This is a genomic window from Shewanella sp. 10N.286.52.B9, from assembly GCF_002873635.1.
In the GTDB taxonomy this organism is placed as follows: Bacteria; Pseudomonadota; Gammaproteobacteria; order Enterobacterales; family Shewanellaceae; genus Shewanella.
In genome coordinates this window covers 13837-39518 of sequence record NZ_MCTY01000221.1, presented here as the reverse complement: position 1 = coordinate 39518, position 25682 = coordinate 13837, and the positions used below count along the sequence as shown (strand labels likewise).

Here is a 25682-nt window from a genome sequence, read left to right as displayed (position 1 = left end):
ATTTCATACTTTATGAAGATATAGAATGAGCTAACGATGCCTTTTTAGCTACTTTATTTTTTAAGTAAAATGCTCTCAAATGATCGTAACTTAAGTTGAAAACAAATGCATAAATGGTAATAAAAATGGTAACCCCTAAATCAAGAATAAAAGCATCCCATAAGCTGATCTTGAGGATATAAGCCATCACTGGAATCGTGAAGAATAATAACCCAGCTTCAAACAAACCAACATGAATAATACGTGTTGAAAAGGTTCTTTTTTCTTTTTCACCCTTAACTATTCGGTCAAATGCCATATTAAAAATATAGTTCCAAACCATGGCAATTGAAGCGATTGTTATCATAGTTCCTGATAATGAACTAACCTCATGATCTGTAAATAAAGCCAATCCTGCAATTGACATTGATACTGCTAAAACTTCAAACAAAACCGAGTGAAAAACCCTTTCTAATGTCCCCATAACTATCGCTCCAACAAGCATTACTGAATTAAACAAGTCGCTATTATGACTTTTAAAACCGCTAAACAAAGTTAACAGCCATCAGCTTTCGTGATACCGTGTGGTAATTAATTTATTCGTGGTCAGATTATGTATAGTTTTGAGCAATTAAAAGTCTTTGTGACTGTGTGTGAAACGGGTTCCTTTTCCGCGGCCGCGCGAAAATTAAAAAGAGCACAATCTGGCGTAAGTCAGGCTATTGCTAACCTGGAAATATCGGTTAACCAAGAGTTGTTTAACCGTGAAAAAAACATCCCTGTATTAACGGCAAACGGTGCAGCTTTACTACCTGTAGCCCAATCAATATTGCATCAACAGCAGTATTTTGATCAAAAAGTGGAGTCCTTGACGAACAAGGATGAACACGAGTTAGTGATAGCGATAGATGAAAGTCTTGTTGACCGTAAACTGTTATCCGTTTTAGCCTCATTGGCCGACAAATTCCCTATTACAAATGTCGAAATTATCACTGCCTCTTCATTTGATATAGAAGAATGGATTCGAATAGGGAAAGTGCAAGTAGGTATCATATATGCTGATGGTGAACTAAAAGTTGATATGGATTTTTTCCTGTTGGGTCAAGCGAGGTTTTTTACCATTTCATCAAAAGATCACCACTTGGCTAATCTTGATATTGTTCAAGGAGCCGATTTAAAGCGCTATCGTCAATGTGTGCATCGTAGTTTTAAACAAAATGAACTGTGGTTTAGTTATGGTATTAGCTCAATGCTTTGGTATGCCAATACACACCAAACATTAATTGAACTAGTGCAGCAAGGCGTTGGTTGGGCAAATGTGCCAGCATTATTAGTTAAACAAATTCAATCAGATGATATTGTTTGTTTACCAGTAGCACATGAATACAAAGGCTGGATAACGCCTGTTGGTTGCTTAGTTTCTCGGCAACATCAATCAGGGCCAGTACTAAGCAGTTTAATTGCTTTATTGCAGCAACTTAGTTTTGAGGATGCTCATTGGGAAATGGCTGATTAGCCTTGTAAAACACATAACCCGCAAAACCTACTTTGCGGGTTATATGAATAAGGTCTCAAAGTTTAGAAAACAAAATCTTTGCTATCTAATGCCATCATCGAATCTACACCGTTCTGAATACAGGCGGCATGACCTTTAGCTCTTGGCAACATACATTGGATAAAGAACTGTGCGGTTTTTATTTTCGCTTGGTAAAATGCTTTTTCAGATGTATCAGCCTTTAACTTTTCTTGAGCCACTTTTGCCATTCTTGCCCAGAAAAAGGCTAATGTAACGTAGCCAGCAAACATCAAGTAATCTACTGAAGCCCCGCCTATTTCATCAGGGTTCTTTGTTGCTTTAGCACCAATAGTAACAGTAAGTTCATGCCACTCTTTAGCGTATGCCATGATGGGTTGGATAAACTCAGCCATAGCTTGATCGTCCATATTTTGTTGGCAAAATAGCGTCACATCTTTTGAAAATGGTTTTAATATTTCACCTTGGGTACCTATTATTTTTCGCGCTAATAAATCCAGTGCTTGAATACCGGTTGTACCTTCATATAAACAGCAAATTTTAGTGTCTCGCATGAGTTGCTCCATGCCCCACTCTTTTATAAATCCATGACCACCAAATATTTGTACTCCATGACTGGTCGCTTCAAAACCAAGTTCAGACAAAAATGCTTTTGCAATTGGGGTTAATAAAGCCAATTTAGTTTCAGTTTCAGCTTTTACTGCTTCATTTTTTTCTGCATGGACAATATCAACTAGTTGGGCTAAATAAGATAATAAAGCGCGACCACCTTCAGCAATTGATTTTTGAGTTAATAGCATTCTTCGTACATCTGGATGCACAATAATAGGATCAGCTGGTCCTTGTGGATTTTTCACTCCGCTAATTGATCGCATTTGTAGACGGTCTTTGGCATAGGCTAAAGCACCTTGAAATGAAGCTTCTGCAGCAGCAACCCCTTCGCTTGCAACACCTATTCTGGCTGCATTCATAAAGGTAAACATGCACTTAAGGCCACGGTTTGGTTCGCCAATTAAGTGGCCAGTAGCAGCATCGAAATTAATCACGCAGGTGGCATTACCATTGATACCCATTTTATGTTCGATAGAACCGCAGCTCACGCCATTACGATCTGAAATACTGCCATCTTCGTTTACATTAAACTTAGGTACGATAAATAACGAAATGCCCTTATTACCTTCTGGTGCGCCAGGTATACGCGCAATAACAATATGAACAATATTATCTGATAAATCATGTTCACCTGCAGAGATAAAGATTTTTGTCCCTGACAACGAATAGGTTCCATCTTCGTTAAGCTCAGCTTTGGTGCGCAACATGCCTAAATCAGTGCCACAATGTGGTTCAGTTAAGCACATGGTGCCAGTCCATGTTCCTTCAACAAGTTTTGGCATAAACTGCTGCTTTTGGGTTTCACTGCCGTGGGCTTCAATCGTCGCCAAAGCGCCATGACTTAAGCCTGGATACATGGCAAAACTATGATTCGCACTAGAAAACATCTCGGCAATGTTCATATTTAATGAGTGCGGTAAGCCTTGCCCACCAAATTCAGGTGATTGCGATAACGTTGGCCATCCACCTTCTACATACTGTTTATAGGCATCTTTAAAGCCATCAGGAGTTGTGACGTTTCCGTCAGTCCAAGTACAACCTTGTTGGTCGCCAATTTGGTTTAATGGTGCCACGACTTGTTCAGTTAATTTAGCCGCCTCAGCAATGATGGCATCAATCATATCTATACTTGCATCTTCATAACCAAGACCTTGGTAATGGCTTTCACAGCCAAGTAACTCTTGCATCACAAATTTAAAATCGCGTATGGGCGCTTTGTAGTCAGGCATTGTCATTCTCCAAATAATTATTTTATTTAAGGTGGTAACTGACTATTTGGATGATAATTCACACAAATAACATTTCCGAATATTCGATGCTAAGTTAACTAAAGCTATTATCCAAATGCATAATACTTATGACGATCTATTAGTAAAAATAATATGGTATTGATTTATGCTATTTAGTTAATCGAGACAGTGGGTATTTGTTCCTCAATGTAATTCCCATACCTTATACATAGACTGAGCCCTGCCTGTATTCCTTACATGAATAGTAATCTATTAAAACAATTGATTGGTTAAATACAGAAACTCCACATAGCATGATTTAGCGTTTAAACGTTCATAAAAGTGGTAGTTAGTTATATTCAGAAGCTTAGGTTAGCTTCTAATTTATTCCCTTGCAGTTATTGAATAACGCAAATAAAAACTAGATGTTTACAGGTTATTAATAGAGCACTTAAGTGCCACAAATAACTTAAGTAAATCAGTTTGTTGACAAGGTTACTTAATAACTATTAGTCATTATTGGGGATAAATATGAATGTAAAAAAATTACAAATCTTTAAGCACTCTTTAACAGCATTAGCAGTTTGTGGGGTACTTAATTCATCGGCTATTGCTGAAGAAGTAAACACCAACTCAGAAGAAAAAGATGATATCGAAGTCATCTATGTCACAGCCTCTAAACGTGTTAAAAGCCTGCAAGAGTCACCAGTGGCGGTAACCGTAGTGGACGGCGCTGCAATTAAACAGTCAAATACGCTTGATATGAACGATCTACAAACATTGGTGCCCACTTTACGGGTTACGCCATTACAGCGCTCTACCAATACTAACTTCTCAATTCGTGGATTTGGTAATGGCACCAATAATACCGGGATTGAGCCATCGGTTGGTGTGTTCATTGATGGTGTCTACCGCTCCCGCGCAGCGGCGCAAATAGGTGACTTACCGAGAGTTCAACAAATAGAAGTGCTCAGTGGCCCCCAAAGTACCTTATTTGGTAAAAATGCATCTGCTGGTGTGATCAGCGTAACCACCATGGAACCTTCATATGATTTAGAAGGCATGATTGAATTAGGCTATGGCAATTACAATCAGCAAATAGTTAAAGGCTATATAACTAACGGGATCTCTGATACGTTTGCCGTGAGTTTATCGGGCGGTTATAACGCTCGCGATGGTTATGCTGAAAGTATTGTTGGTCTGTCAGATGTTAATGACCGCGACCGTTGGAACATTAGAGGGCAAGCTTTATATGAACCCACTGAAGATGTTAAATTTCGCTTAATAGCCGACTATAGTGAAATTCAAGAGGCCTGCTGCGCTGTTGAAGATTCAATTAATGGACCTACTACTGCTGCCGTTCGCGCATTAGGTGGCATTGTTATCGACGAAAATGATTCATTTTCTTATCAATCTGCACTTAATTCAAATCCTGACAATAATGTCGAAGATGGCGGTGCCTCACTACAAATTGACGTTGATTTTGATGGTTTTGCATTAACGTCAATCAGTGCTTATCGCAGTAATGATTCAGGATTTAAGAATGATGTTGATTACACGTCTTTAGATATTCTCACTGAAGGTGGTCACACTGAAATAGAAACCGTCACTCAAGAGTTGCGCTTAACTTCAACAGGCGAGCGAGACTTTGAATGGATGGTCGGTGCCTATCTGTTCCATGAAGAAGTGATTACTGGCGATACTTTATATTACGGTAATGATATTCGAAACTACTTTGATGTATTAACCGCTGCAGGCGGTGCCCCAGGGTTATTAGCAGGTGTTGAAGGAGTATATGGTCTTGAACCAGGAACATTTTTTTCAAACACCTCAGCCGTTAACTCAGAGTTTGAACAAAAAAATGATGCCTATTCTCTGTTCGCAAGCTTTGATTACCATATCACTGAACAGCTAACGGCTATTTTTGGTGTCAGTTATATTAATGACCAAAAAGACATCACCATAGAACAAACTAATACTGATGTATTTTCTGCAATTGATTTAGATAATGATCTTACCTTGTTTGGTGTGCCCATTGGTTCGATCCCCCAACTAGCTCCTGCAGTTCCAGTATTGAAAGGCTTACAATTTTTACCGCCAATGATGGAATTACCTAACGTGGTAGAAAACCATAAAACAGATGACAGCAAAACCACCTGGTCATTTCGCCTAGCCTACGAAATCAACAATAACGTCAATATATTTGCCACAGCTGCAACAGGCTTTAAAGCGACGTCATGGAATTTGTCCCGTTATAGTAGCCCTTTTGCATCAGATCAAGAGGCATTAGAAACTGCCGGTATTTCACAACCTAACCAAGCTTATGGCGGACGTTATGCCTCTCCTGAAGAAGCTACCGTTTACGAGCTTGGTATTAAAACACGTTTTGAAAATGGCGCTTTTAATGCCACATTTTTTGATCAAACTATTGAAGGATTTCAATCATCTATCTTTATCGGTACTGGATTTGTGCTAGCTAATGCAGGTAAGCAAAGTACTCAAGGGATTGAATTTGACTCCAAATATAATTTAAACAGTGATTGGTCAATCACCTTTGCTGGGACTTACCTTGACCCTGTTTATGATTCCTTTGTTGGCGCATCAGGTCTAGACGGGCCTGTGGATTTATCCGGTGAAAAACCAGCTGGTATCTCTGATTTAAGCCTGACAGCAGGACTTGCTTATAATTATGAAATCGGTGAGGACATATATGGCTACGCTAGAGTTGATTACTTATATGAAAGTGACACTAAATTAGCTGAAAACGTGCCTGATTCATTAACTCGCGAAGTTAATACCGTTAATGCCAGCACCGGATTAGCCTTTGGCAATGGTATCAATCTACAGCTTTGGGTACGTAATTTAACCAACGACGAATACTTATTGTCAGCATTCCCGCCTCCGATTCAAGCAGGTAGTTTTAATGGCTACCCAAATCAACCTCGTACTTTCGGTGCTAACATTTCCTATGAGTTTTAGTTAAGAGAAAGCCAATAGTGACAATGACTTACATTGTCGCTGTTGGCTTTAACCTTTAACGCAATTAATAACACTCTACATTTTTATACTAAGTAAAGAGTAAGCAAATGCCTATTGAAACAATTTTAAAACAACGCTATTCAGCACGTGCGTTTTTGAATAAGCCTGTACCACAAGAAACCTTAAAACACATTTTTGAAACGGTGCAATTATCCCCTTCCAATTGTAATGTTCAACCTTGGCAAGCCTGTGTGGTGTCGGGAAAAACAAAACACAAATTACAACATCAATTCATGGAATTATTAATGAGCGGCGCCAAGCCAAACCCAGACTTTAACTGGACGGCACAATACAGTGGCGTACACCGCGAGCGTCAGTTTGGATCAGCAAATGCGCTTTACACCGAATTAGGCATAGCCAGAGAAGATAAGAAAGCGCGTCAAATGGCAATGCTGCGTAACTGGCAATTCTTTGATGCTCCCCATGCGGTATTTTTTACCATGGATAAATATTTAGACATTATGGGTGCAGTAGATTTAGGTATTTACGCGCAAACACTTTCATTAGTTCTTGCTCAGCATGGCATATCAAATTGTATGCAAGGTGCCTTAGGTCAATTTCCTGATCCTGTGCGAGAAGCATTAAACCTACCTGAGGAACGCGGCATCTTATTTGGCATGTCTTTTGGCTTTGCTGATGACACTAATCCTGTAAATAAAACCAGAACAGACAGAGAGTTAATCGATAATGCAGTCAGTTTTTTCGAATAAATGCCTTTTTATATATGACATTAAAAGAGAATCAACATGCAGTTGGAGCATAAGTTTGCGTTAATAGATCAGACCAACATTCACTATGTTGAATCGAATCTTGTATCAGGCACAGAAGCAAAGCCAACGATCATTTTCCTTCATGGTTTTCCTGAATATTGGGGCGTTTGGCGTAAGCAATTAAGTTATTTCGCTGAAAATTATCGGGTTATAGCGCCTGATTTACCTGGGTACAACTTAAGTGATAAACCTACTGAAGTTGATTTTTACTCTGTCCCCAATTTAATCGCTTTCTTTTCAAAGTTTATTAAACACATTAGCCCAAATAGCGCAGTGATTTTAGTTGCCCATGATTGGGGCGGCGCCATCGCTTGGCCCCTTGCAGCCTTTCATCCACAACTAATATGTAAACTGATTATTTTGAATGCCGCGCATCCAAGTACCTTCACCCGAGAAATGGTTAACAACCCACTACAACGCCAAAAGAGTACCTATATTCATGACTTAATTAGTCAAAATGCAGAGCATTTATTACAGCAAAATAACTATCAATACCTAGCTGAGAACATCATGGTAAGTGCTTATAAAAGTACATTTAGTAATAAAACCAAAGCTGAGTACCGTCAGGTTTGGAGTCAACAAGGCGGCATTAATGGCATGCTGCAATATTACCGTGCAATGCCGCAATTAGCGGCAAAAGAAAACACTAATCATTCAGCGCTAAAACAACAAAATAACTGCTCGTCAAAAAGTGAAGACTCGGGTCAATTGAGTCCAATTAAAGACATCGCGACAATAAAAATACCCAATATACGTATTAACCTTCCAACGCTTATTTTATGGGGTGAACGAGACCAAGCCTTTGTTAATGAGAATCTTACCGATATTAACCAATACGTTCCGGATTGCACCATAGTGCGTTTCAAAAATTGCAGTCACTGGTTACAACACGAAAGACCTGCAGAGATAAACCACGTCATGAATCATTTTATTAATACATAATCACAAAAATAAAGGCTTGTTATGACCCAATCACAAACGTTAACCCACAGTGCATTTGTTTTTGAAGTTTCAAAATCAAATTTAATCCAAACCCGAGTAGTACCACTTAATATTGAACAGCCTTTAGCTGAAAATGAATTACTGCTGAAAGTAGATAAATTTGCTCTTACAGCAAACAACATTAGTTACGGCGTCACCGGAGATGCTTTAGGTTATTGGCGATTTTTCCCAACGGCAAATAGCACTGAGCAAGCCCAATGGGGGCGACTCCCAGTAATGGGCTATGCAGATGTTATTGCTTCAAATTGCCAACATATTAAAGTGGGAGAAAGGCTTTGGGGATTTATGCCAATGGCGACTCATTTAACCGTTATTGCTGGCAATATCGCTACAACGGGATTTTCTGATATAAATCCATGCCGAGAAGGTCTTTCACCTGTTTACAGTCGCTTTGATCGGGTTAATACTAATCCTTATTATCAGATAAATAACGAAGAATTTGATATTTTACTTCGAGGTTTATTTACCACTTCATGGTTAGTTGATGACTTTATGTTTGATAATAATTACTTTGACGCAGCTCAATACCTCATCACCAGTGCATCAAGTAAAACCAGCATTGCCCTGGCCTTCTCAATTAAAGACAGAGGCGAACGCCCTGCTATTGGTATCACCTCTGAATGTAATCGTAAATTTGTTGAGTCATTAGCTTGTTATGATCAAGTTGTCAGCTACCAACAAATAGCGTCACTCGACAGCGGTGTCACATCAATTTTAGTTGATATGGCTGGCGGTCAATCAACACTTTCAGCAATACATTACCACTTTGCAGACTCACTGCGTTATTCGTGTCGAATAGGGGCAACTCATCACCAAGATATTGATATCTCGGATGGTTTTAACGTTGCTAGCTTGCCGGGCGCAAAACCAGAGTTCTTTTTTGCACCAAACCAGCTTAAAAAACGTGCTGCAGAATATGGTGCCACCGAAATGATGAACCAGATGAATTTAGCATTACTGCGTTACATTGAGTTTTGCCGTGTGAACATAACCATCAACACAACTCATAACGTTACTGAATTAGATGCCATTTACCAACAAGTATTAGCAGGTAAAGCCGATGCATCTGTGGGCCAAATTGTTTCTTGGTAATTAATAATATCAATTCATTTAAATTGGCCAGCAGCAAGGTCTGTTAAACCTGAGGTTCGTATGGAAAGTATTGAATTAGTCAAATTTGTAAACACAAAAGTGATTCCAATTTGTATATTTTTAATCATGATGGGAATGGGGCTTTCTCTTATTCCTAAAGATTTTAAGCGAGTGGTAAAGTACCCTAAAGCTGTATCTATCGGTTTAGTTAATCAACTCATACTTTTGCCGCTTATAGGGTTTGTATTGGCAAGTGTCATGCCTTTAGAACCAGAATATGCCGTAGGCGTCATGCTGTTAGTACTATGTCCAGGTGGTACGACTTCGAATATGTTTACCCATTTAGCCAAAGGAGATGTCGCGCTGTCAGTTTCGATGACAGCAATAGCCAGCATCATAACGGTATTTACCATTCCAGTGATACTTAACTTATCGCTTGAGCACTTTATGGGTAAAGGTACTGAGTTCTCATTACCGATTATTACCACCATGATAAGTTTAATGAAGCTGACAATATTGCCTATTGGCATCGGGATGTTAATAAAGCGATTTGCCCCCAAATTAGCTGACAGTACACAAGTTCATGTGTCTAAATTTGGTATTTTATTTTTAACCTTATTAATTATCTTTTTGACATACATTCAAAAAGACATTGTGGTTTCAGCCCTTATCGCTGCAGGGCCAGTTTCAATATTGCTCAATATTTCAACCATGGCGCTGGGCTACTATTCAAGTAAGTGGCTTGGTTTAAACCTTGCTCAGCGCACTTCAATTACCATCGAAGTAGGTTTACAAAATAGTACTTTATCCATGTTCATGGCGCTGACCTTATTGGCCAATTATAAAATGTCATTTACACCTGCTATTTATACGTTAACCATGCTATTTACTGCAGGTGTACTCGTCAGAATATTTAATTCAAAGTTTAATCGCGCCGATAAACCGAAAGTGCAGTTAGATATCGCGAAATGAAGCCCTTTAAAAAATTAACAACACGGAAGATACTCATATGATTACAGTTCACCATTTAGTTAAATCAAGATCTAAACGCGTTTTATGGTTACTTGAAGAGATGAAGTTACCCTATGAGTTAGTCATACATCAGCGTGATCCAAACACTAACCTCGCACCGAAGGCGTTATATGCCATACACCCTCTGGGTAAATCCCCCATCATGGTTGATGATGACATAACCATATGTGAGTCTGGTGCCATTATGGAATATATCTTAAACCAAGATTATTCAACGCATTTAAGACCAGACACAAATAGCAGCCAATATTATCAATACCTTGAATGGTTACATTTTGCCGAAGGCTCACTGGCTTTACCCGTTATCACGACTTTATTACTGCAAATGGAACCCCGTGCCGGTAGTTACCCACTAGATGGTTATATTGCCAAAGAATTAGCAATCGACTTTGCTTATATTGACCAATATTTAGCAAGCCACAGTTACTTTGCTGGCAATGACTTTAGCGCCGCCGATATCATGATGACCATAATGTTAGAGATAGCCATGAGTTTAAAATTACTCAAGGGACAAGACAATATCAAAGCTTACCTCTGCAAAGTTCAACAAAGAGCGGCCTATCAATTAGTGTTAAAACACGGATAGGACTTTTTATTAGAGTAAATACTGTATAAAGTAATTAACAGCAACAATATTACAACCAACGATTGACAATAAAAACAGACAACTAAAACTAAAAAGGTAGTAAATGGAACTTATCAAGGTCGAAATCGACAACAATATACATGTAATTACGCTAAACAATGGTAAAGTTAATGCTATCTCGCCAGAGATAATTACAGAAATTAATGTCGCTTTAGATGCTGCTGAGCAGCAACAAGCCGTAGTTATTTTAACAGGCCAAGCCGGAATATTTTCAGGTGGCTTTGATCTTAAAACCATGAAGTCTAGTTCAGAGGCTGCAATAGCACTGGTAACCGCAGGCTCTAAGTTAGCCCGCAGAATGCTGGCGTTCCCGACCCCTATTATTGGGGCATGTACCGGTCATGCTATTGCCAAAGGGGCATTTTTATTACTCAGTTGTGACTACCGTATTGGCTGTGCGGGTGATTTTAAAATTGGTTTAAATGAAGTCGCTATAGGCATGACAATGCACAATGCCGGTATTGAGCTTGCGCGAAATCGTATCCCACGTAATTATCTTACTCGTTCAGTTATAGTCGCTGAACTGTTTGCCCCACAAACAGCGGTTTCAGCAGGTTTTCTTGATCAAGTTGTTGAACCTGAGCACCTGATGGCAACTGCCTATGCAGTGGCTAAGCATATGCAATCTCTTGATATGAAATCACATCACGGCACCAAACTAAAAGAACGTCACGCAATCCTTGCCGCGTTAGATAGCGCGATAGAAATCGATGCCCAAAGCACGTTAATTTTATAAGGTTAATACGATGAATAACAATGAAAAGTTTAACAGTTTGACTGTAGAAGTTAACGCTAAAATTGCTCATATCAAGCTTAATCGTCCTGATGAATTTAATTCAATGAATATTGATTTTTGGGATGAATTCCCAAAAGTGATTCAACAGATAAATGATCAAGCTGCTGCTCGTGTCATTGTTATTTCATCAACAGGTAAACATTTCTGTGCAGGAATGGATCTAGCCGTTTTTACCCAAAGTAATAATGATAAGAATATTGAATTAGGCCGTAAACATGAGCAATTACGCCGCTTAGTATTAAGGCTACAAGAGTGCTTCAACGTATTAGAAAGTGCCAGAATGCCAGTATTAATGGCCGTTCAAGGTGGTTGTATTGGTGGCGCGGTTGATATGGTCAGCGCTGCTGATTGTCGTTATTGTACCAGTGATGCTTTTTTCAGTATTGAAGAAACTAAATTAGGCATGACCGCTGATTTAGGCACATTACAGCGTTTACCTAAATTAATCTCAATGGGTTTAGTTAAAGAATTAGCCTATACCGGTCGCAGAATGCCAGCCAATGAAGCCAAAGATGCAGGTCTGGTTAATCAGGTATTTGAAGATCAACAAAGCATGTTAACAGGCGTAATGGCAATAGCAGCTGAAATTGCTGCTCGCTCACCATTGGCGGTAGCAGGCTGTAAAGAGATGATAAATTATGGCCGCGATCATTCTGTAGCAGACAGCTTAAATTATATGGCAGCTTGGCAAAGTGGTATGTTCCAACCGCAAAATGACATGATGGAAACTTTTACTGCCAAAGCGCAAAAACGAGCACCAGAGTTTCAAGAGCTAACACCAATTGATAATTCAAAAATATTCTAACTCGCTGTAGGGCTATTGCTCGATTGAATTAACCAAACAGTGTTTAAATCGACAATAGCCTTTTTATAAAAGCTTTTATAACAAGATTTTATAAAAAGATTTTAAACCAAAAGTAATCAAACATGGTATGAAGTAACTATGACCAAGCCACTGATTAACCTCGTTCACGCCAATGGATTTCCTGCAGGAAGTTATAAAACATTTCTCGGTGAATTTAATGAAAAGTTCAGTACCATTGCTCATGATCAATATGGGCATAATCATAAATACCCTATACACACTAATTGGCAGCACTTGGTTACTGAGTTGCTTGATTATTTAAAACAGCAAGATGAAAAAGTGATATGTATTGGTCATTCATTTGGTGGCATTCTGTCATTTCTTGCAGCATGCCAACATCCAGAGTTGTTTCGTGGTGTAATCATGTTAGATCCGCCTGTGGTGACAGGTCCTTTCAGTCATGTGCTTAAAGTTGTTAAAAAGACTCGTCTTATTGATAAATGGTCTCCTGCAGGCCGGGCACAAAACCGTCAACGTCATTGGCCGCTAAACACTAACTTAGTTGGTTACTTCGCACAGAAAAATTTATTTAAAAACTTTGATCCAAGGTGTTTAAAAGATTACGTTGACCATGGTGTAACCCAGCGCAATAAACGCTTAGAATTAAGCTTTACCCCCGAAGTTGAAGCCGATATTTTCAGACATTTACCTTGTAACTTAGCCAGATATAAAAACCAACTTAAGGTCCCAGCTGCACTTATTTATGGCGAAAAAACTGACGTATTCCCGGTTAAGTATTTCACTCGCTTTGCAAACTTAAACAACATTGAAGTTTCCATGATGCCCAATGGTGGTCATATGTTCCCCCTAGAGCAACCACAAAATACTGCCAATATGATTAAGGCCATAGTCAAAGACTGGTAACAACGCTAATGGTATTAATAATGTTATTACTTAATAGCAGCTAAATTAGTCAGCTATTTTATAAAGTAAAACTAACAATAGTCTTAGCTTCTGGCGGCCTATTTTTATTTACTACAAGGTGCGAAACTTTTTGCATATTTATCTTTAAAGTTAACTCCATAGTAATTTACTTAGTGACTGCAATGGTCATTCAGCCGTTTGAACGCCCTATTCGCTGTTAAGGTTTACAAGCATTGCCATACCTAGCCAAGAGAACCACACTATTTGGCTTAAGCCAAATATTTCAGTGAGGATTTCAGCAGGATAAATTGTAAGAACACCGACAGTTCCAATTAATAGTCCGAAATAGTGTAACCATTTCGGTAATTCAATCGCTTTTAACCCTGCAACACTCAATAATAGAACCCATAAGCCGCCGACAATTTCGTTGCCGCCTCCAAAAGCCTCAACGATTGTGTTTATAACCATTAAAAGGGTCATTGCTTGCTGTGGATTTTGGGCTGACAAATCGATAACAGCTGCTAATCCAACATTTGCAATCATGCCACTTGCGATGACAAGGCCAACCCAAATAATACCGAAGACTGTAGCCGTTTGTGACAAAAGAGGCGCTTTGGTTTTCATCCGTTGATGGATCGCTATAACTAATATGGCTAAAAAAAGCCCAAAAGCGACATACATAACAAAATTAACGATTGATAAAATTGATTGATGATGAATTAGATAACTAAGTTTTTGTATATCACCTGCACTGACTGGGTAATCCCAACACGCACCAAAAAATATAAAAGCTGATATGTAAATAACAGCTTCAAAAAGTGCAGCAACGCCAGCTATTTTTTGTATGTTATTCACACCTAATCCTTATTCATAAAACCTTGTTGTTACAGCGGTTAGCTTCCGCTAGTGTTGTTGATTAACTGTACGGTCTGATATTCAAACGCTAGGCTAGTTTGTCTACCTTTAACGGTTAATGTATCACCTTTTTTTAACCTAAACCAAAGTGATTTAGGTACCCCGCATATACGGTCATTGCCGAATAATTGGTAACTTTTAATGTAAACAGCGCCAGTACAATATTGACTGCCATAGGCTGTACTCACATATTTAACAATGAACTCATGGTTAACATGCTCATATTTACCTAGCGTAGTCAGTAAAACATGACCATATCTTGCTGTGGCGAGTGGACTACAAAGGTAAATTGCAATAAACAGTAGACTATAAATACCTGTTTTTTTAAACCTTGATGGTGAATTTTATTTTGTTTGCTGGGGCGGATATCTAGCCGATATAGGCTTAATATGATAACCGCTAAGGCTAAATACCAAAGATGGTTAGCGGCTAAGGTATGTTCATTAATGATAATGTCATTTAGAAAAACACTGACAACAATGGCGATTAAAAACAGCTCAATGGCTTTTTGGGTGATATTAATCTCTTTTATAATCATAATTTTAAATACGGTTTTTGTGATACCTCACAAAAGCCACTTATTTCTTCCTTGAATTATTTTAGCTCAATATGAAGCTGTAGTTTGTCGATTTTATATCGCGAGTTAACTCAGTTCCTTAATCGCCCTACCAATACCATCTACCGTTAGCGGGTACATTTTGTTATCCATTAACTGCTGAATTATCGATATCGACTGATGATAAGACCAATGCTGCTGGGGTTGTGGATTTAACCAGGTCACTTTATTGAAGTGGCCTAATAGCCGATTCATATAATCACTGCCAGGTTTCTCGTTCCAGTGTTCAACACTGCCACCGCGGGCGACAATTTCATAAGGCCCCATTGTCGCATCGCCGACAAATATGACTTTATAATCTGATCCGTATGTTCTGATGACTTCTTCAAGGTCAATTGTTTGTTGATAGCGTCTGCTGTTGTCTTGCCATACTTTGTCATATAAACAATTATGAAAATAGAAAAATTTTAATTGTTTGAATTCAGTATGGGCGGCTGAAAAAAGCTCTTCACAGGTTTGAATGTAATCATCCATTGAGCCGCCAACATCAAAAAACATTAGCACTTTTACCGCATTGTGACGCTCAGGCTCCATGTGTACATCTAACAAGCCACCATTTTGAGCAGTGGAGCGAATAGTGGTGTTTATATCTAACTTTTCACCGGCACCAGTTCGGGCAAATTTACGTAATTTTTTTAATGCTAACTTGATATTACGGGTACCTAGCTCTCGGTCTTGGTCGAAGTTTTTAAACTCACGTTTATCCCAGACTTTAACCGCGCTGTTATTACGGTTACCCTCTTGCCCCACTCTTATGCCTTCAGGATTATAGCCATAAGCACCAAAAGGTGATGTTCCACCGGTACCGATCCATTTATTGCCACCAGCATGGCGTTTTTTCTGTTCTTCAAGTCGCTCTTTTAATGCCTTCATTAGCTGTTCGAGGCCACCTAAGGCTTTCAGCTGTTGCTTTTCTTCATCACTTAAATGCTTTTCAAATTCTTTACGTAACCAATCTTCAGGCAAGATTTGATCAAACACATCTATGCTTTCTATGCCTTTAAAGTATTCCGCAAAAGCGTTGTCATATTTGTCATAGTAAATTTCGTCTTTCACCATCACGATTTTGGCTAAGTTATAAAAATCTTCAACGCTTGCAAACACCACGCCTTTTTTTAATAAGGCAATAAGATCTAATAACTCCCGCAAACTGCAAGGTACGTTATGTTTTTTCAACGTAAGAAAAAAATCAATAAACATGATTTCACTACCTTTCTTTAGCGATTAGCGGTTTCTACGACTCATAAAAGCGAGTTTTTCAAGCAATGACACATCTTGTTCATTTTTAAGCAGCGCACCAAATAACGGAATAACGTCAGAATTTTTATCCAATAGACTCGCTTGAGAAATATCATCTGATATTAATAGCTTGATCCAATCAATCAGTTCAGAAGTAGACGGCTTTTTCTTAATGCCATTCACTTCTCGTAGGTCAAAAAATACTTCTAAGCTTTGCTTGAGTAGTTCTTGTTTCACATCTGGATGATGCACATCGATGATTTTTTCCATTTCGACTTTGGTGGGGAATTTAATGTAATGGAAAAAGCAGCGTCTTAAAAAGGCATCTGGCAGTTCTTTTTCATTATTTGAGGTAATGATGATAATCGGACGCTGTTTGGCTTTGATCACTTGCTGAGTTTCATAAACATGAAACTCCATCTTGTCTAATTCTTGCAGTAAATCGTTGGGAAATTCGATGTCAGCTTTATCAATTTCATCAATAAGTAAGATGGGTCTTTGCTCTTCTTCAAAAGCCTGCCATAACTTACCTTTAACGATATAGTTTGAAATATCATGCACACGTGCATCACCTAATTGACTATCTCTTAGGCGTGACACAGCATCGTATTCGTACAAGCCTTGCTGCGCTTTAGTGGTCGACTTAATATGCCACTGATACAACTTACAATTTAAAGATTTAGCTAACTCTTCCGCTAATTGAGTTTTACCGGTACCCGGCTCGCCCTTAATCAATAACGGTTTTTCTAATGCTATTGCGGCATTCACAGCCATAGTGAGATCACTTGACGCAATATAGTTGTCAGTACTTTTAAACATGCTTTTACCTATTGGTGATAGTTATATTGTTAGTTTTAGTTCTAGTGCTATTTTTAGTTAGCGTTTTATTTACCGTGTCTTATTCGGTCCAGGGAAAAGATATTAGTTGTTTGTTGGTAGGCCTTATATTCAGGGCGTTTTTGCACTGAATAGAACTCAGAAGGCACCGCGCCAGTATAAACAACTAAGGTGGTGTACATTATTTTGGAGGTGATCAGTAAACCTACACCTAATAATCCACATATAACCACCGATTCTTGTTGCTATAAAGCTAGCCATGATGGAATAGCGGCAATGACTAATCCATTCCACACCATCCATTCAGCAAAATAATTTGGATGACGACTAAATCGCCATAAGCCCACATTACAAACTTGATTGTTAATCCCTGTCGATTTCATCGCTTTCAAAAAAGCTAACTTTTGTATATCGGCAATAGTTTCCATCGCAAATGCAGCCAGCCACACAATAATGCCGATAATTTCAAATATTGAAATTTGTGAGTCTGTATTGGCTGCAATAATAAATGCAGGTAAAGCCAAATAAGATGCATTGGCCAAACCTTGTATTATCGCCTCTATTTGCTGCGCTAACGCCACGTTAGTTTTACCTGCTTTTTGCCAGCGACGTTTTTGGTATTCATAACGTGGCAATTCTTTTTGCAGGTGACCTGATGTCCACAGTTTTAACGCCCCAAACCTCATTCGGCTACCAGCAAAAATATAAGCCATACTGACTAATGCGACACGGGTTGAATCGCCGTCACTGTAACACCAAGTCATAATACCAATGAGTGTGAGCCCCATGGCCAACCTATATCAACCTAGGACATTCGGCCTGTACGCCATGTAGGTATACATACCACCAAGGTGAACATGAGTAATTGCAGCAAACCATTAACAAGACCAATTGTCGCCAAAGTATCACTAAATATTAAGAGTATCCAACCAGCAATAAAAACAAATAACGGTGTAAAGTATTTCATCTGTCATGTTTCCCCTACAGTTACGCAAGTTCAATAGCAACGGGTATACCATTAAGTACGGCATTACCCGTTAACGTGTCGACCTTACTTGCATCCGTTAAGTCATTCATACTGACACCCGCCTGTGTTGCTGCAACTGACATGCGTGTACCTTGTTGATTATGCCCCCAACCTTGAGGCATACACACCACGCCTTGGAGAATGTCATTGGTAATTGCGGCTTCTATGTGGATTTCACCCACCCGAGAACTCACCTTAAGCAATTGTGCTTGTTTAATACCGAGGGTTTGCGCATCTTGGGTATGGATCTCTAAGGTACAGGGATTTTTACCTTTAACTAAACGCGCCGAGTTTTGCGTCCAGGTATTGTGACTTTTCACTAAACGGCGGCCAATTAAATCAAATGGATATGTTTGATCTCTTGGCGCAGTGGCCATCAGCGCATTTAAGCGTGATAAATCATCGAGGTATATTCGCGGCGCTAAGTCTATTTTACCTGTAGCCGTTTTAATCCTTTGCTCAATACACGGCATCAATGGGCCCATATCAATCCCATGTGGATTATCAATCAGCTTTTGTAAACTCATACCTTCTTCGCCATAAGGCCCTTGGGTTAATTCCCTATCTAAGATCATCTCAGGGGTATAAGGATCCATGGGGGTATTGGTCATACGTGATGATATTTCTTTTAAAATTTGCCAGTCACTACGCTGATTAGCATTTTTTTCAAACAATGGCGCTGAGTATTTAACCGTGTTCCTTACTGAAAAAGAGTTAAAGAAGATATCAAAATGCGAATTTTCAACGCCAGTGGTGCCGGGTAGAATAATATCGGCGTATTTTGTGGTTTCATTAAGGTAGATATCCACCGACACCATGTAATCCAACTCAGTAAATGCATCCGCTAATTGCTTGCCATTGGGCGCAGACAGTACCGGATTGCCTGCAATAGTAATCAAGCTCTTTATTTGACCTTCACCTGGTGTTTGTATTTCTTCAGCCAAGGTGGAGACTGGGAATTCCCCGTTAAAAAATGGTAACTTTCTGACACGAGATTGATATTGGCCAAATGATGATTTATGCCCTTTTACGTGGTTTCTTAGTAAATCAAAAGCAGGCTGAGGAAACATAGCGCCACCAGCACGATCAAAATTACCTGTAACGATATTCAGTACATTGGTAAGCCATTGGCATAAACCACCAAAGGTTTGAGTTGAGGCGCCCATGCGGCTATAACAAACTGCTGAATCTGCGGCGGTCATATCAGCAGCTAGCTGACGAATACTCTGTGCATCGATACCGACAAAATCTGCAACATCTTCAGGAGCATAACCTTTTACGACAGATTCAAGTGTCTCAACACCATCAGTCATGGCGGCTAAGTGACGTAAATTCACTTTGTTAGTGGCAAACACACAATGAATTAAGGCAAATAGCAGTAAAGCGTCTTTTTCAGGGCGAATAAAAAAATGCTGATTGGCAATTTTAGCGGTACGTGAACATTTAGGATCGACGACAACGACTTTGCCACCTCTTTTTTGAATCGCCTTCATGCGTCCGATAACATTTGGCGCTGTCATCATGCTGCCGTTTGACACCACGGGGTTGCCACCAACAATTAGCATAAAGTCGGTGCGATCAATGTCTGGTACTGGGATTAACATGCCGGCACCAAACATGAAGTTAGCTGCTACATGATGGGGTAATTGATCTGCTGAAGCTGAGCTAAAACGGTTTATGGTGCCCAAAGACTTTGAAAATGGCTTTAGCATCATGGCATTGCCAAGGCTGTGGGCATTAGGGTTGCCCAAATAAACTGCCAATGCGTTTTTGCCATGTTTATGTTGAATCGCTTTGAATTTTTCGGTTATTTCATCAAATGCCTCTTCCCATGAGATATCAACCCAACCTGATGTAGTACGTTTAATGGGGGTTTTTAAACGTTCTTCGTCGTAATAAAAATCTTCTAACGCGGTGGCTTTGGGGCAGTTGTAACCTTTACTAAAAGGATCGTTTTGATCGCCCTTTATCGATAAGATTTGTTTGTCTTTATATTTAATTTCCAAGCCACACATAGCTTCACAAATATTACAATTTCGGTAATGGGTTTTGACTTCATTCATGTTCATCCCTGACTTGGTTAATCTTGCTTTTAAAATTTTTCCATAAAAAAGAGCAAAGCTTATTCACTTTACTCTTTAATAGCTGTGTGGTTAAAAAAGGTCTTCAAACCACTTTTTAACCGAACCAATAACGACCATGGTTTTTAATTTAAATAACGCCATACTGTCGCCAGATTCGAGTGCTTCTTCACCGCAGCGAGGATCTGAGCGTTGCAGTGCACCCGTCATGCTGTGATCGATTGGAATGGGTTCACAACCATGATCTGATTCACAGATAAAGTCCCACTTGTCGCGAGCGGGTAAATGACAAGCAAAACAATTGCCACCAAAACGATTATTCACATCGACAAAACCGCGGTTGATAATTTTTGAGCCATCTTCACTGACTTCTAACTCAAAAAACTCCCAATCACCTGTTACTGGTGAAGTGCCTGCCTCGCCTTTAACCATCACTTCTGTTGGAACCAACTGTACTACTGAGCCTGGAGGATATTTTGCTCCCTCAGGGGCATTGGCTACTGCCAATGTTGCGTCAAGATCCCCAAGTATGTTGTCGACATAAAAATGCCTTACTGGTGTCATATCGCGGATACAGCTAAAGCTGTTTTCATCAATATTGATAGCAGCTTGATGCATTTTTAATTCATTAGCAGCATCTTCTAAGTTGTTAGCTTGTAAAGTCATTGAACCAGCTAAAAATAGCATGATAGAAGCTGACAGAGCATTAATGTGCAGTCGCTTAAATTTCATAGTGTTGTCCCTATAATTGTTATTTGTAAAATTGCTCACCCTTAGAGACTAGGTTTCGTTTTTGCTGAGTACTGTTTGTTGAGTACAGCTTGTTCAGTAGAGTTCGCTAAGTACTGTTTGTATACTAAGTGCTAGATACAGAGCGCCTAAAAACAGATCAGGTCATTATGCCCCTAATCTGCTATTAAAGTATTGAAATTTAGAACGTTAAATTCAAATGCAATCTTACTATTAGGTTATTGACTAAGAACGAAGCTCTTTTCTAAGTACTTTACCGACATTACTTTTAGGTAATTCATCTAAGAAGGTGACTTCTTTAGGGCGCTTATAATTAGTCAGTAATTCAGTGCAGTGCTCATATACCGCGGCTTCATCTAAATCAGGATCTTTTCTAACCACAAACACTTTGACCATTTCTCCAGTTGCATCACTTGGCGCTGCAACAGCAGCGGCTTCTAATATGCCTTCATGGCTAACGAGTACTTCTTCAATTTCGTTAGGGAAAACATTAAAGCCGGAGACAATAATCATGTCTTTTTTACGGTCAACAATGGTAAAAAAGCCATTTTCATCCATGGTGGCAATATCGCCGGTTGCTAACCAGCCATCGATAAGGATTTCATCAGTAGCATCTTGACGATTATGATAACCCTTCATCACTTGTGGGCCTTTAACCCACATTTCACCGGGATCACCATTGGCAACGTCTTCACCATCGGCGCCTACTAAGCGGATATCCGTTGACGAGGCTGGCACGCCAATGGAACCGTTATAACTTTGTTGGTTATATGGGCTCATGGTGACTAATGGGGCGCATTCTGTTAATCCATAACCTTCTAATAAGCGAGTCTTAGTTACTTTTTCCCACAGTTCTGCGACGGGCCGTTGGACTGACATACCGCCACCAAAGCCCATTTTAAGAGAACTAAAATCTAGTTTGTCAAAACCTGGGGTATGTAATAAGCCATTGAATAAGGTATTCACCCCTGTAATAGCAGTAAAAGGATATTTAGCTAACTCTTTAACAAAGCCGTCCATATCACGTGGATTGGTGATTAGAATATTTTTACCACCAAAAGGCATAAAGGCTAGGCAGTTCGATGTAAGTGCAAAGATATGATAAAGCGGCAAAGCCGTAATCATGATTTCTTTACCTATTTCATAAACATTCTTAGTTACAGCTTTAGATTGCTCTATATTTGCCACCATATTACGGTGGGTTAACATAGCCCCTTTTGATGGGCCTGTCGTGCCGCCGGTGTATTGTAAAAAAGCTAAATCAGCACCGACAATTTCAACTGGAGTAAAAGATAATTTACTGCCTAAAGCTAAGGCTTTATTAAATTTTATTGCTTGAGGTAAGTTATATTCTGGGACTTGTTTTTTTACATGTCTTAGCGCGGTATTAATTAAAGCACCTTTAATTGTTCCTAAGCGGTCACCTACAGCAGTGATAATCACTTGTTCTACAGCGGTCTTATCAATAACGGCTTGTAGTACATTGGCAAAGTTTTCGAGAATGAGAATAGCTTTGGCGCCAGAATCCTTGAGTTGATGCTCAAGTTCCCGAGGAGTATAAAGCGGGTTAACATTGACGACAGTAAGCCCAGCTATCAGCGCACCAAACAGGGCTATGGGATATTGCAATAAATTAGGGATCATAATGGCAAATTTATCACCTTTTACTAGCCCTAGCTCTTGTTGTAGATAGGCCGCAAAATCAGTAGCCTGTTGCTCAAGTTCTGCATAGCTAATATCAACATCCATATTAACGAAGGCGGTGTTGTCTTTATATAACTTGGTATATTTAAAAAACAACTCAGCTAATGAGCTGTATTTATCAGGATCAATCTCAAATTCAACCCCAGGTGGATAACTTTTTTCAAGCCAAATCTTTTCCATAATACTTGCCTCTTATTTATTATTGTTAAACCTTAAAGCACTTCAAACAAGCCCGCTGCACCTTGTCCGCCACCAATACACATACTTATGACTACGTATTTAACCCCACGACGCTTACCTTCAATTAATGCATGCATTACCATTCGAGTGCCACTCATACCATACGGGTGGCCGATAGAAATTGCACCACCATTAACATTTAACCGATCTTCTGGAATATTTAAGTATTCTGCGCAATACAACACTTGAACAGCAAAAGCTTCGTTTATTTCCCACAAACCGATGTCATCCATGGTTAAGCCGTGACGCTCGAGTAATTTAGGAATGGCATAAATAGGACCAATACCCATTTCATCGGGTTCACAGCCTGTCACCACTGAACCGCGATAAACCCCTAATGGTTCAAGACCTCGCTCTTTAGCGAGTTCACGCTCCATAACAACCACTGCAGCAGCGCCATCTGATAACTGTGATGCGTTACCGCCAGTTATGGAGCCATTGTCTTTAACGACTTTTAAACCCGATAAACCCGCTAAATTGGTTGATGGACGATTGCCTTCATCTTTAGTTAAGGTTACCTGTTGCGGTGTAACCCCTCCTGTTTCTTTATCCATGACTAATTTAGTGCAAGTTACTGGCACTATCTCATCATCAAACTTTCCAGCCGCTTGCGCTGCTGCAGTACGTTGTTGTGATAATAAAGCGTAGTGGTCTTGTTGTTCTCTAGAAATGTTATAACGCTTTGCGACTACTTCAGCAGTATCAAGCATCGGCATATAAATGGCGGGGCGATAAGCTTTTACGTTTGGATCAACTACCCTGTAGCTATTTATTTTATCGTTTTGCACTAAACTCAGTGATTCACAGCCCCCTGCGACAACGATTTGCGAACCATCACAGACAATTTGGTTGGCCGCGATTGAAATCGACAATAAGCCTGAAGAACATTGACGATCAATTGTCATTCCGGGAACTGAAACGGGTAAATTAGCCGCCATGGCAACCTGACGGCCAAAATTCATTCCTTGATTGCCCTGAGTTAACACCACGCCAAAGATGCAGTCATCAATATCACTTGGCTCAATTCCAGCTCGTTCTATGGCGGCTGTGACCGTAGCAGCTGCTAAAGTCGGCGCAGAAAGATCGTTAAAAGCGCCCCGATAAGCTTTGCCTATCGGTGAACGTGCAGCTGAAACTATGACGGCTTCTCTCATAAATCCCCTCTCTTATTTTAATTATTTTAGTTTTTATATTGTTAGGTTCGGTATAAAGCAAACAAAACTGAGTCGCTAAATTTATTATGATTGTATGTAAAATTATTAGTTTAAGAATTAGTGCTGAGATTGCATAAACGCCATTGCTTTCATAACAAATTTCTCACCTTGCTTGGCGCCTGAAGTGAGTTCTGTTTGGCTTTCTTGCGCCGTTAACTCATTCCAATGAGCACGGACTTGTTCTGGGGTTTGTGAAGATTGAGGTAAAAAGCACCCGTCCGTTTCAAAGATGCTTGCGCTAGAATACCCGCCAGCTCCGGCACATAAAATGAATCGATTAGGCGCTTCATCATCACATAAGGTTAGCATCCCAGCAGTTACCGCCTCAGGTGCGAATGCTTTTACAATTTCTTCTGGCATTAAATCTTCCGTCATTCGTGTACCTGCAGTAGGCGCTAACGCATTAATTCGAATGTTATTTTTAGCGCCTTCAAGTACTAAGGTATTCATCAAACCTAACACCGCCATTTTCGCCGCGCCATAATTTGACTGGCCAAAGTTACCGTACATGCCACTTGAGGATGTGGTCATCACAATACGGCCATAATTTTGCTGTTTCATGATTTCCCAAACCGCTTTAGTGCAGTTCACTGATCCCATAACGTGGACATCCATCACTAACTTGAAGTCATCTAGGAGCATTTTAGAAAATGATTTATCGCGTAAGATACCAGCATTGTTGATAAGAATATCAACCCGCCCCCACTTCGCCATGGCCTGCTGCACCATGTCTTCCACTTCGTTAAAATTAGCCACATTAGCACCATGACTTATGGCTTCTCCGCCCATAGTCTCAATCAATCTAACCACTTCTTGAGAGGCTGCACTTGAAGAGCCGCTGCCATCTCGAGCACCGCCTAAATCGTTAACCACCACTTTAGCGCCTCTTTTAGCTAACTCTAATGCGTGAGAACGCCCTAAACCATTTCCAGCGCCAGTAACTATTGCCACTTTTCCGTCAAAACTCATCGTCATAATGATTTCCTAATTGTTATATTTCTTTCTTGTTATTGTGGTTCCAGAAAAGTCTTTATTTAACCATTTGTACTGAAATCCATTGAGCAACCAGCGCTGGTGTATCACAGCCTTCTATTTCTATTGTTACTTCGGTAGATAATCTAAATTGTCCTGGTTTTTTCTCTTCAATAGATAAGGTTTTTGCAAAAGCACGAACACGACTGTTAACCGTTACAGGTTGTAAAAATCGCACTTTATCGAAACCGGCATTTAAGCCCATATAAAAACCATCGATGATGACGCTGAAGTCTTCGGCAAAATGAGACAACATAGACAAAGATAAAAAACCGTGAGCAATGGTGCTGCCGAAGGCGGTCGATTTGGCTTTTTGTTCATCTACATGGATAAATTGATGATCGAGCGTGCAATCTGCAAATTGGTTTATTTGCTCTTGAGTAATGGTATGCCAATCAGTAGCCTCAGCTTGAAAGCCGATATACTTTCCAATGTCTTCTCTATTAATTACTGTTGGCATTATGTTGTCATTCCCTTGTCACATTTAATTAATGAATAAAAATTAAGCATTAACTCATGCTAATGTGAGCAACAAGATTAAACAAATGAATAGTTTTGATACCTTCA

Annotated in this window: 23 protein-coding genes; 10 read left to right on the top strand and 13 right to left on the bottom strand. The window is 39.6% G+C overall.

What is annotated here, in order from left to right:
- Nucleotides 1–10 precede the first annotated feature (10 nt).
- Nucleotides 11–463: a PACE efflux transporter gene (locus tag BCU91_RS18850; RefSeq protein ID WP_102532148.1), complete on the bottom strand. Its 453-nt coding sequence runs from the start codon at nucleotides 461–463 to the stop codon at nucleotides 11–13.
- Nucleotides 464–592: 129 nt separating this feature from the next.
- Between BCU91_RS18850 and BCU91_RS18845 the strand changes: the two genes are divergently transcribed.
- Nucleotides 593–1495 (top strand): LysR family transcriptional regulator, encoded by a 903-nt coding sequence (locus tag BCU91_RS18845; protein ID WP_102532147.1) that lies wholly within the window; start codon nucleotides 593–595, stop codon nucleotides 1493–1495.
- A gap of 62 nt (nucleotides 1496–1557) precedes the next feature.
- On the opposite strand, the gene BCU91_RS18840 is transcribed toward BCU91_RS18845, so the two are convergent.
- The gene (locus BCU91_RS18840) at nucleotides 1558–3354 is read right to left on the bottom strand and encodes an acyl-CoA dehydrogenase C-terminal domain-containing protein (RefSeq protein WP_102532146.1); all 1797 of its coding nucleotides are present in this window, start codon (nucleotides 3352–3354) and stop codon (nucleotides 1558–1560) included.
- A 531-nt stretch (nucleotides 3355–3885) separates the two neighbouring features.
- Here BCU91_RS18840 and BCU91_RS18835 point away from each other — a divergent pair.
- The 9 genes from BCU91_RS18835 to BCU91_RS18795 all read left to right on the top strand — a co-directional run bounded on the left by BCU91_RS18835 (nucleotide 3886) and on the right by BCU91_RS18795 (nucleotide 13460).
- A complete protein-coding gene (locus tag BCU91_RS18835; RefSeq protein ID WP_102532145.1) occupies nucleotides 3886–6333 on the top strand; it encodes a TonB-dependent receptor in 2448 nt (815 codons plus the stop codon).
- Nucleotides 6334–6440: 107 nt separating this feature from the next.
- The gene (locus tag BCU91_RS18830; protein WP_102439297.1) at nucleotides 6441–7103 is read left to right on the top strand and encodes a nitroreductase; all 663 of its coding nucleotides are present in this window, start codon (nucleotides 6441–6443) and stop codon (nucleotides 7101–7103) included.
- Nucleotides 7104–7139: 36 nt separating this feature from the next.
- A complete protein-coding gene (locus tag BCU91_RS18825) occupies nucleotides 7140–8105 on the top strand; it encodes an alpha/beta hydrolase (protein WP_102520563.1) in 966 nt (321 codons plus the stop codon).
- 21 nt (nucleotides 8106–8126) lie between these two features.
- Nucleotides 8127–9257, top strand: a complete 1131-nt coding sequence (locus BCU91_RS18820) for a DUF2855 family protein (RefSeq protein WP_102532144.1) — start codon at nucleotides 8127–8129, stop codon at nucleotides 9255–9257.
- A gap of 60 nt (nucleotides 9258–9317) precedes the next feature.
- Nucleotides 9318–10229, top strand: a complete 912-nt coding sequence (locus tag BCU91_RS18815) for a bile acid:sodium symporter family protein (RefSeq protein WP_102439300.1) — start codon at nucleotides 9318–9320, stop codon at nucleotides 10227–10229.
- A 37-nt stretch (nucleotides 10230–10266) separates the two neighbouring features.
- A complete protein-coding gene (locus BCU91_RS18810; protein ID WP_102476801.1) occupies nucleotides 10267–10875 on the top strand; it encodes a glutathione S-transferase in 609 nt (202 codons plus the stop codon).
- Nucleotides 10876–10978: 103 nt separating this feature from the next.
- Nucleotides 10979–11671 carry a crotonase/enoyl-CoA hydratase family protein gene (locus tag BCU91_RS18805; RefSeq protein ID WP_102476800.1) on the top strand — a complete coding sequence of 231 codons (693 nt, stop codon included), beginning with the start codon at nucleotides 10979–10981 and terminating at the stop codon, nucleotides 11669–11671.
- A 10-nt stretch (nucleotides 11672–11681) separates the two neighbouring features.
- Nucleotides 11682–12536: a crotonase/enoyl-CoA hydratase family protein gene (locus tag BCU91_RS18800; protein ID WP_102439303.1), complete on the top strand. Its 855-nt coding sequence runs from the start codon at nucleotides 11682–11684 to the stop codon at nucleotides 12534–12536.
- Between the two features lie 138 nt (nucleotides 12537–12674).
- Nucleotides 12675–13460: an alpha/beta hydrolase gene (locus BCU91_RS18795; protein WP_102520564.1), complete on the top strand. Its 786-nt coding sequence runs from the start codon at nucleotides 12675–12677 to the stop codon at nucleotides 13458–13460.
- 207 nt (nucleotides 13461–13667) lie between these two features.
- Here BCU91_RS18795 and BCU91_RS18790 read toward each other — a convergent pair whose 3' ends face one another.
- The 11 genes from BCU91_RS18790 to BCU91_RS18740 form a co-directional block, all read right to left on the bottom strand.
- A complete protein-coding gene (locus tag BCU91_RS18790) occupies nucleotides 13668–14315 on the bottom strand; it encodes a DUF4386 family protein (protein WP_102532143.1) in 648 nt (215 codons plus the stop codon).
- Between the two features lie 298 nt (nucleotides 14316–14613).
- Complete coding sequence (locus BCU91_RS18785) at nucleotides 14614–14913, bottom strand: hypothetical protein (RefSeq protein ID WP_102532142.1); 300 nt, start codon at nucleotides 14911–14913, stop codon at nucleotides 14614–14616.
- A 105-nt stretch (nucleotides 14914–15018) separates the two neighbouring features.
- The gene (locus tag BCU91_RS18780) at nucleotides 15019–16191 is read right to left on the bottom strand and encodes a VWA domain-containing protein (RefSeq protein WP_102532141.1); all 1173 of its coding nucleotides are present in this window, start codon (nucleotides 16189–16191) and stop codon (nucleotides 15019–15021) included.
- 24 nt (nucleotides 16192–16215) lie between these two features.
- A complete protein-coding gene (locus tag BCU91_RS18775) occupies nucleotides 16216–17049 on the bottom strand; it encodes a MoxR family ATPase (protein ID WP_102476795.1) in 834 nt (277 codons plus the stop codon).
- A 263-nt stretch (nucleotides 17050–17312) separates the two neighbouring features.
- Nucleotides 17313–17855, bottom strand: a complete 543-nt coding sequence (locus BCU91_RS20635; protein ID WP_241904121.1) for a DUF1295 domain-containing protein — start codon at nucleotides 17853–17855, stop codon at nucleotides 17313–17315.
- 199 nt (nucleotides 17856–18054) lie between these two features.
- Nucleotides 18055–20157, bottom strand: a complete 2103-nt coding sequence (locus BCU91_RS18765) for a molybdopterin-dependent oxidoreductase (RefSeq protein WP_102532140.1) — start codon at nucleotides 20155–20157, stop codon at nucleotides 18055–18057.
- 90 nt (nucleotides 20158–20247) lie between these two features.
- Complete coding sequence (locus tag BCU91_RS18760) at nucleotides 20248–20907, bottom strand: hypothetical protein (protein WP_241904120.1); 660 nt, start codon at nucleotides 20905–20907, stop codon at nucleotides 20248–20250.
- Nucleotides 20908–21150: 243 nt separating this feature from the next.
- A complete protein-coding gene (locus BCU91_RS18755) occupies nucleotides 21151–22809 on the bottom strand; it encodes an AMP-binding protein (RefSeq protein ID WP_102532139.1) in 1659 nt (552 codons plus the stop codon).
- A gap of 32 nt (nucleotides 22810–22841) precedes the next feature.
- On the bottom strand, nucleotides 22842–24023 hold the full coding sequence (locus BCU91_RS18750; protein WP_102532138.1) for an acetyl-CoA C-acyltransferase: 1182 nt from the start codon (nucleotides 24021–24023) through the stop codon (nucleotides 22842–22844).
- 117 nt (nucleotides 24024–24140) lie between these two features.
- Nucleotides 24141–25058, bottom strand: coding sequence for an SDR family NAD(P)-dependent oxidoreductase (locus tag BCU91_RS18745; RefSeq protein WP_102532137.1), 918 nt, complete (start codon nucleotides 25056–25058; stop codon nucleotides 24141–24143).
- 55 nt (nucleotides 25059–25113) lie between these two features.
- Nucleotides 25114–25575: a MaoC family dehydratase gene (locus BCU91_RS18740; protein ID WP_102532136.1), complete on the bottom strand. Its 462-nt coding sequence runs from the start codon at nucleotides 25573–25575 to the stop codon at nucleotides 25114–25116.
- Nucleotides 25576–25682: the final 107 nt, after the last annotated feature.

Excerpts from the sequence above, each read along its gene's own strand:
- BCU91_RS18850 (WP_102532148.1), bottom strand. The coding sequence starts at position 463 with ATGGGGACATTAGAAAGGGTTTTTCACTCGGTTTTGTTTGAAGTTTTA.
- BCU91_RS18845 (WP_102532147.1), top strand. The coding sequence starts at position 593 with ATGTATAGTTTTGAGCAATTAAAAGTCTTTGTGACTGTGTGTGAAACG.
- BCU91_RS18840 (WP_102532146.1), bottom strand. The coding sequence starts at position 3,354 with ATGCCTGACTACAAAGCGCCCATACGCGATTTTAAATTTGTGATGCAA.
- BCU91_RS18835 (WP_102532145.1), top strand. The coding sequence starts at position 3,886 with ATGAATGTAAAAAAATTACAAATCTTTAAGCACTCTTTAACAGCATTA.
- BCU91_RS18830 (WP_102439297.1), top strand. The coding sequence starts at position 6,441 with ATGCCTATTGAAACAATTTTAAAACAACGCTATTCAGCACGTGCGTTT.
- BCU91_RS18825 (WP_102520563.1), top strand. The coding sequence starts at position 7,140 with ATGCAGTTGGAGCATAAGTTTGCGTTAATAGATCAGACCAACATTCAC.
- BCU91_RS18820 (WP_102532144.1), top strand. The coding sequence starts at position 8,127 with ATGACCCAATCACAAACGTTAACCCACAGTGCATTTGTTTTTGAAGTT.
- BCU91_RS18815 (WP_102439300.1), top strand. The coding sequence starts at position 9,318 with ATGGAAAGTATTGAATTAGTCAAATTTGTAAACACAAAAGTGATTCCA.
- BCU91_RS18810 (WP_102476801.1), top strand. The coding sequence starts at position 10,267 with ATGATTACAGTTCACCATTTAGTTAAATCAAGATCTAAACGCGTTTTA.
- BCU91_RS18805 (WP_102476800.1), top strand. The coding sequence starts at position 10,979 with ATGGAACTTATCAAGGTCGAAATCGACAACAATATACATGTAATTACG.
- BCU91_RS18800 (WP_102439303.1), top strand. The coding sequence starts at position 11,682 with ATGAATAACAATGAAAAGTTTAACAGTTTGACTGTAGAAGTTAACGCT.
- BCU91_RS18795 (WP_102520564.1), top strand. The coding sequence starts at position 12,675 with ATGACCAAGCCACTGATTAACCTCGTTCACGCCAATGGATTTCCTGCA.
- BCU91_RS18785 (WP_102532142.1), bottom strand. The coding sequence starts at position 14,913 with ATGATTATAAAAGAGATTAATATCACCCAAAAAGCCATTGAGCTGTTT.
- BCU91_RS18780 (WP_102532141.1), bottom strand. The coding sequence starts at position 16,191 with ATGTTTATTGATTTTTTTCTTACGTTGAAAAAACATAACGTACCTTGC.
- BCU91_RS18775 (WP_102476795.1), bottom strand. The coding sequence starts at position 17,049 with ATGTTTAAAAGTACTGACAACTATATTGCGTCAAGTGATCTCACTATG.
- BCU91_RS20635 (WP_241904121.1), bottom strand. The coding sequence starts at position 17,855 with ATGGGGCTCACACTCATTGGTATTATGACTTGGTGTTACAGTGACGGC.
- BCU91_RS18765 (WP_102532140.1), bottom strand. The coding sequence starts at position 20,157 with ATGAATGAAGTCAAAACCCATTACCGAAATTGTAATATTTGTGAAGCT.
- BCU91_RS18760 (WP_241904120.1), bottom strand. The coding sequence starts at position 20,907 with ATGAAATTTAAGCGACTGCACATTAATGCTCTGTCAGCTTCTATCATG.
- BCU91_RS18755 (WP_102532139.1), bottom strand. The coding sequence starts at position 22,809 with ATGGAAAAGATTTGGCTTGAAAAAAGTTATCCACCTGGGGTTGAATTT.
- BCU91_RS18750 (WP_102532138.1), bottom strand. The coding sequence starts at position 24,023 with ATGAGAGAAGCCGTCATAGTTTCAGCTGCACGTTCACCGATAGGCAAA.
- BCU91_RS18745 (WP_102532137.1), bottom strand. The coding sequence starts at position 25,058 with ATGACGATGAGTTTTGACGGAAAAGTGGCAATAGTTACTGGCGCTGGA.
- BCU91_RS18740 (WP_102532136.1), bottom strand. The coding sequence starts at position 25,575 with ATGCCAACAGTAATTAATAGAGAAGACATTGGAAAGTATATCGGCTTT.